The sequence below is a fragment of the Virgibacillus sp. W0181 genome (assembly GCF_051846915.1).
Classification (GTDB): Bacteria; Bacillota; Bacilli; order Bacillales; family Amphibacillaceae; genus JBPYCR01.
Genome location: NZ_JBPYCR010000063.1, coordinates 1 through 5,807, shown reverse-complemented (window position 1 = coordinate 5,807; position 5,807 = coordinate 1). Strand labels below are relative to the sequence as shown.

The 5,807-nt window shown below is 41.5% G+C and carries 4 protein-coding genes; all 4 read right to left on the bottom strand.

Annotated elements, in window-relative coordinates:
* Nucleotides 1–234: 234 nt before the first annotated feature.
* Nucleotides 235–1,062: an ABC transporter ATP-binding protein gene (locus ACLIBG_RS15375; RefSeq protein ID WP_439313640.1), complete on the bottom strand. Its 828-nt coding sequence runs from the start codon at nucleotides 1,060–1,062 to the stop codon at nucleotides 235–237.
* Nucleotides 1,063–1,324: 262 nt separating this feature from the next.
* Nucleotides 1,325–2,395 (bottom strand): NAD(P)/FAD-dependent oxidoreductase, encoded by a 1,071-nt coding sequence (locus ACLIBG_RS15370; RefSeq protein WP_439313639.1) that lies wholly within the window; start codon nucleotides 2,393–2,395, stop codon nucleotides 1,325–1,327.
* 69 nt (nucleotides 2,396–2,464) lie between these two features.
* Complete coding sequence (fhuB, locus tag ACLIBG_RS15365) at nucleotides 2,465–4,441, bottom strand: Fe(3+)-hydroxamate ABC transporter permease FhuB (protein WP_439313638.1); 1,977 nt, start codon at nucleotides 4,439–4,441, stop codon at nucleotides 2,465–2,467.
* Nucleotides 4,441–5,457 (bottom strand): ABC transporter substrate-binding protein, encoded by a 1,017-nt coding sequence (locus ACLIBG_RS15360; protein WP_439313637.1) that lies wholly within the window; start codon nucleotides 5,455–5,457, stop codon nucleotides 4,441–4,443. The genes fhuB and ACLIBG_RS15360 overlap by 1 nt, the downstream gene beginning before the upstream one ends.
* Between the last annotated feature and the right edge of the window lie 350 nt (nucleotides 5,458–5,807).

Genomic DNA, 5,807 nt, shown 5'->3' with positions numbered 1-5,807 from the left:
GTGATTTCCCTCCTGGATTTGGTTTTGGTCGACTTTAATTCTAAAGGGAAACTCACTTGTTTTCTATTTTTATACTAAAAAATAGTGTTAGTGAATTTTCTTCACCAACACTATTTATTGTAGAGCCAAAATAAGGAAACCAGTCAATCGCGGCACTGTACATGTACCGCAGTTGTTCGGGTTCCCTTGTGTTATCGTTAAGAATAGATTTTAAATTTCTATGAGACAGTCATTTTATATATTAATAGCTGCTGCATCAGTATTTGTAGCTTTCTTATGTCGTCCTTTACTGAACGGAATGCACATCGGTGTGCCGCAGAATGGATCGCAGGCAATATGACAGCGCAACCCAAAAACAGCGTGCACCAGATCCGGGGATATAATATCATCCGGATTACCTTCTTTATAAACCTGTTTATTTTTGATAGCGACGATATGATCTGCATAACGACAGGCAAGATTTAAGTCATGAAGAACCATGATAATCGTTCTGTTTTCTGTAACATTCAATTCGTGAAGTAAATCAAGAATATCAATTTGATGAGCCAAATCCAGATACGTTGTCGGTTCGTCCAGAAGCATAATGTCCGTATCTTGAGCAAGGCTCATAGCGATCCAGGCTCTTTGGCGCTGGCCGCCTGATAAATCATCGACTTTTTTATCAACAAATTCAACCATTCTTGTAGCGTTCAAGGCTTTATTTACTGCTTCTTCGTCGGCACTCGACCATTGCTGCATCCAGCTTTGATGTGGATAACGCCCTTGCTTGACAAGCTGAAGAACGGTAAGGCCTTCGGGGGCAATAGGAGATTGAGGCAAAATAGATAGATTTTGTGCTACCTTTTTCGTTGACATGCGGGATATGTTTTGACCGTCCAATACGACTGATCCGGATTGGGGCTTTAACAGACGAGCGAGTGATCGGAGCAATGTAGATTTTCCACAGCCGTTACTTCCGATAAATACAGTGACTTCCCCTTTTGGGATGCTTAAGTCAAGACCTTCTATAACACTACGCTCCCCATAGCCCAGGGTTAAATCTTTTGTCGAAATGGCATTCATTTGGTGATCCCCTTTCATGTCAAAGCTCGTTTTTGTAAAAAAATCCTATATGTTATCTAACATTAAAGTACTTTAGATTAGGAATAATTGAGTTATATTTATAACTCCGCACACTCTTTTACACATATCAAGTTTAGTTCAAATTAACACGTCTGTCAATGAGTTTGAGAATCATTTTCATTCATGTGTGCTTCAGGAATACGTACCGAAAGAGGGAGTGAATTTAAATGAAATCAATGTTCAAGAAATAGCATCACGACACTTAAAAAGATTGATTTGAATCGTCCAGCATTTCATCCATTAATTCCCGGTTCCACGCTTTCAGCTTATCGTTATGTGTAGAAACCATAGCAATCGTTCTGGCATCAGGTTTGATGTCATGCTTTGCTTTGTTAACTGCATTAGCTGCATCCTGATATGCGCCTGCGATTAGTTCAAGCTTCCCATCGAATCGTAACACATCTCCTGCCGCGTAGAGCCCGTTAACAGACGTTTCACCGTTGACATTCCCTTTGATGTACAGATCATCAAGCAAATTGATAGCGGGTCGGCTGTTTTTAAGCAGGCTTGTGTCTCTATGGTAGCCGTGATTAATGATCATTTCATCCACGTCTAAAAAGGTTTTCTCTCCTGTTGTTTGCTTTGTAAGCTCCACCTGTTCGACAATCGTTTGTTCTCCATCATTTGTTTTCAGGTTTGAGATAATTGTTTCGGGCATAAATTCTACGGTACTGGAAAGCAGATGTTTAATCATTGCTTCATGACCATCAAGTGCTTCTTTTCGGTAGATGAGATAAACCTTTTTGCAAATGCGTTCCAGTTCATTGGCCCAATCAATTGCCGTGTTTCCACCACCGGAAATGATAACTGTTTTATCTTTAAAGTCTTTAAGCGTTTCGACGGCATAATGAATGTTTGATGCTTCATAATCTCCCTTACCTTGAATCTGGATTTTTTTTGGATCTAAAATACCGCTTCCAACAGCAATAACCACCGTTTTTGAATAATGTTTCTGCCCCGAAGCAGCCTTGAGTACGAACGTCCCGTCATCCGTTTTGGTTAGGCCATCTATTCTTTCATTTAGAACAACTTCAGGGTCAAAAGTGAGCCCTTGTTGAATGGATTGCTCAATCAGCTGAGCACCCGTGATCGGCGGTATCCCACCGACATCCCACACCATCTTTTCCGGATACACACGCATTTTCCCGCCAAGCACTGATTTATATTCGATCACTTTTGTTTTCATGTCTCGCAATCCGCTGTAAAATGCTGCAAACAGCCCCGCAGCACCCCCGCCTATGATGGTCACGTCAAATATATTGTTTTGTTCCATTAGCTTCCACTCTCCCCATCGTACGTAATGGCTTTCATTTAGCTAGGTGTTCACACTGATCTGCGCACGTTACATTTTTCTTAATAAATAAAGTAAATATGGTGTCCCAATCAGTGCAACGACAAGACCGGATGGAATTTCTTTCGGAGCGAGCACCATGCGTCCCAAGAAGTCTGCCGCTACGAGCAGAATTCCACCAATAAACAAGCTGACGATAATAACCTTTTTATGTTCGAAACCAACAATCCGTCTTGCAATATGCGGGGCTAAAAGGCCGATAAAACCAATCGTTCCGACAACAGAAACACTAGCCGCTCCCATAGCAACACCAAGCAAAATAGCAAAAATTTTCGTCTTGGAGACTTTCAGGCCAAGTCCTAGTGCAATATCATCGCCAAATGACAGCACATCTAGCCGCCGAACAAGTAAAATACTAATTGGAATTGCCACGATTGCAACAACGATAACGATTTTTACATCATCCCAGCCTTTGCCGTAAGTAGAGCCGGCAAGCCACGTTAATGCAGGCGCAACCCCGATTTTTGCTCGGACAATGAGGATTTGAATGATCGCGGACCCAACCGCTGAAAGGGCAACACCTACTAATGCTAGAAGAATGGGATTCCATTTGGATTTTCTCGTCGCAAGCAAGATGATCGTAATGGCAATAAGTGAGCCGAATAAGGCTGCAAAAGGCAAAAACTTAATTGACACCGAAGGAAATAGAACGAGAAATATCATTGCGCCCGCTCCGCCTCCTGATGTAATACCTATTACAGACGGATCAGCGAGCGGATTTCGAAGCACCCCTTGTAATAGCACTCCGCTCATGGCAAGTAACATTCCAACGATAAATGCCGTCAAGATTCTCGGAATACGGAAATTAAATATAAATGTTGAAAAAACAGTTCCATCGAACCACTCTTCAATCGTTAAAAACGCCGTCCCGCCAAATGAAATGGCAAGGATAAGGACAGTGACTAGGGCTGCCATCAACGTACCTGTCACTATAAAGAATGGAACAGGCACTTCATAACCGCCCAAACGGCTTTCGCTCTGATGATATTGTTTACCTGCACGGTAGGCTAGGTACATGAGCCATGGACCACCGATTATGGCAGTCATAGCTCCGACCGGTATTTCCTGACTTGGGGCCAGAAGTCTTGCAAGCACATCTGCGCCTACAAGCAAAATAGCCCCCCATAAAAAGGCATGCACCACTAGAGCTCGATGTCCTTTAATACCAAGAAAACGGACTATATGCGGTGCAATTAAACCGACAAATCCAATTGGTCCGACAACACTGACCGTTGCTGCTGCCAGCAGAATAGCGCTTAACCAAGCGAACAATTTTACCCTCGTAACTGACTGACCAAGAGAAGTGGCAATATCATCTCCCAATGTCAGGAGATCCAATTTTCCGCCTAAAAGAACAGACATAAGAACTCCGACAACGACAAATAATACGACAAAGCGTACACCCGACCAATCGAGTTGAATGAGGGTGCCTGATCCCCATAAAAACAGCCCATTCGTTTCGTTTTCATAAAAAAGTTGAAGCGTGCCGGTAAAAGATGCAAACAATAGGGAAATAATCATCCCAGTTAATGCAACTCGGACAGGATCCATTGTTTTGCCAACAAGAGTCATAACGAGGAATGCTGACAAAGACGCACCTAATAATGCTATTAAAAATGGAAATTTCCCAATATACGACGGAAAAAAGATCGTAAACACGACGACGAAAAAGTAAGCTCCTGCATTAATTCCAAGTGTTCCAGCTGATGCAAGCGGATTTTTCGTCAGTGTTTGCAAAAACAAGCCCGTCACTGCCAGTGAACCACCGGCTAATATTCCGATTACAACACGCGGCAGACGCAACCCAAGTACGATATCCTGAACGCGCCCCGGATGCCATATTGCTGTTAACAAATGTTGAAAAGTGTACTCAGCTTGCCCTTGTGTCAAATGGAAGAAACTGAGTAAAAGTAAGAGAAGAAAGCCCCCAACGTATAAACTAGAGGCTTTCAGTGAAAAGAGATTCATTATTTAGACTCCACAATGTCGACTACATTATCAACAACCGTTTTTGCGGATAATGGACCACCAAAAAGCCATGCATCTCCACCTAATGGGTACAACCGGTCAGATTGAACAAAATCAAGGTTCTTCCAAACGGCATTGTCTTTTAGCTCATTCTCAAAAATATTGTCATCCTCTTGAACGACATAGAAGAAGTTGGCCTCTTCTAATGATGGGAGAGCTTCAACATTTAATTCGGAGTAGCCGTATATTTCAAACTGATCAGGCTCATAAGCGTTTTCTAAGCCAATTTTCTCAAAAATTTCCGAAGCCAAGGAATTCGGTGTAAAGACACGAAGCACAGGGGCCTGCTGTGAACTGAACGCTTGTGTAAGAACGAAGGCTTCCGTTGTTAAATTTGCATCTTCAAGAATGTCTTCGGCTTCATTGTATTTTTCATCCAAATCATCCAGGACATCGTCTGCTTTTTCCTCTTTACCGACTGCTTTGGCAATTGTCTTAAATGTTGATTCCATTTCATCATACTGTGTGAAGCTTTCATCTTCAGGATAAGAGTCGAAGAATACGGTTGGAGCAATTCTTTCCAATTCATCTTTGATCCCTTCATGACGAAACTTTGGTGCAATGATTAAGTCTGGTTCAAGCTGTGCGATCGTTTCAAGGTTTGGCTCCTGACGCGTTCCTACATCCACAACGTCATCTGATAAGTCCACCTCAACATCAACCCATTTTTTATAGCCTTCTATATCTGCAACTCCTGTGGGCTGTATGCCAAGTGCTAACAAGTCCTCCGCATACGTATATTCCAGTGCCACAACCTTTTTAGGGGTTGCCTCCAATGGTGTGGAACCAAGTGCATGTTCAATCGTGACTTCTTCAGTTGCTTCTTCGTTGGATTCCTCGGCTGCATCTTCGGTCGCATTTTGACCTGAGGAATCTTCATTTTCCTCGGATTGACTACATGCTGCTAATGTTGCAAATAATAATAAAGCTAGAGCGAATATCGTAATCTTTTTCATCTATGTATGCCCTCCTCATGTATTATCGGTAATAAATAAAAAACCAACTTTAATATACACTAATTGATAATGATTTTCAATGATAATATGAATACGTATCAGATTGTAGCAATTTAACAGATGGGTGTTTAGAAAACTTCAACCAAGTATGAAACAAAAAAACACCATTTTTGATGGTGTTTTGATGAAATCTGTATCAAGTTTTTTTATCTACATACTAATCCGGGAGTTTGACACTTAGATAATAATAAATTGACTCAAAATCCTTTCATGGCTTTATTTTTTTGTCAAATTCACAATATAATTATTGAGTACTATTTAGTACTATGATAAAATGGAGGCAATACATA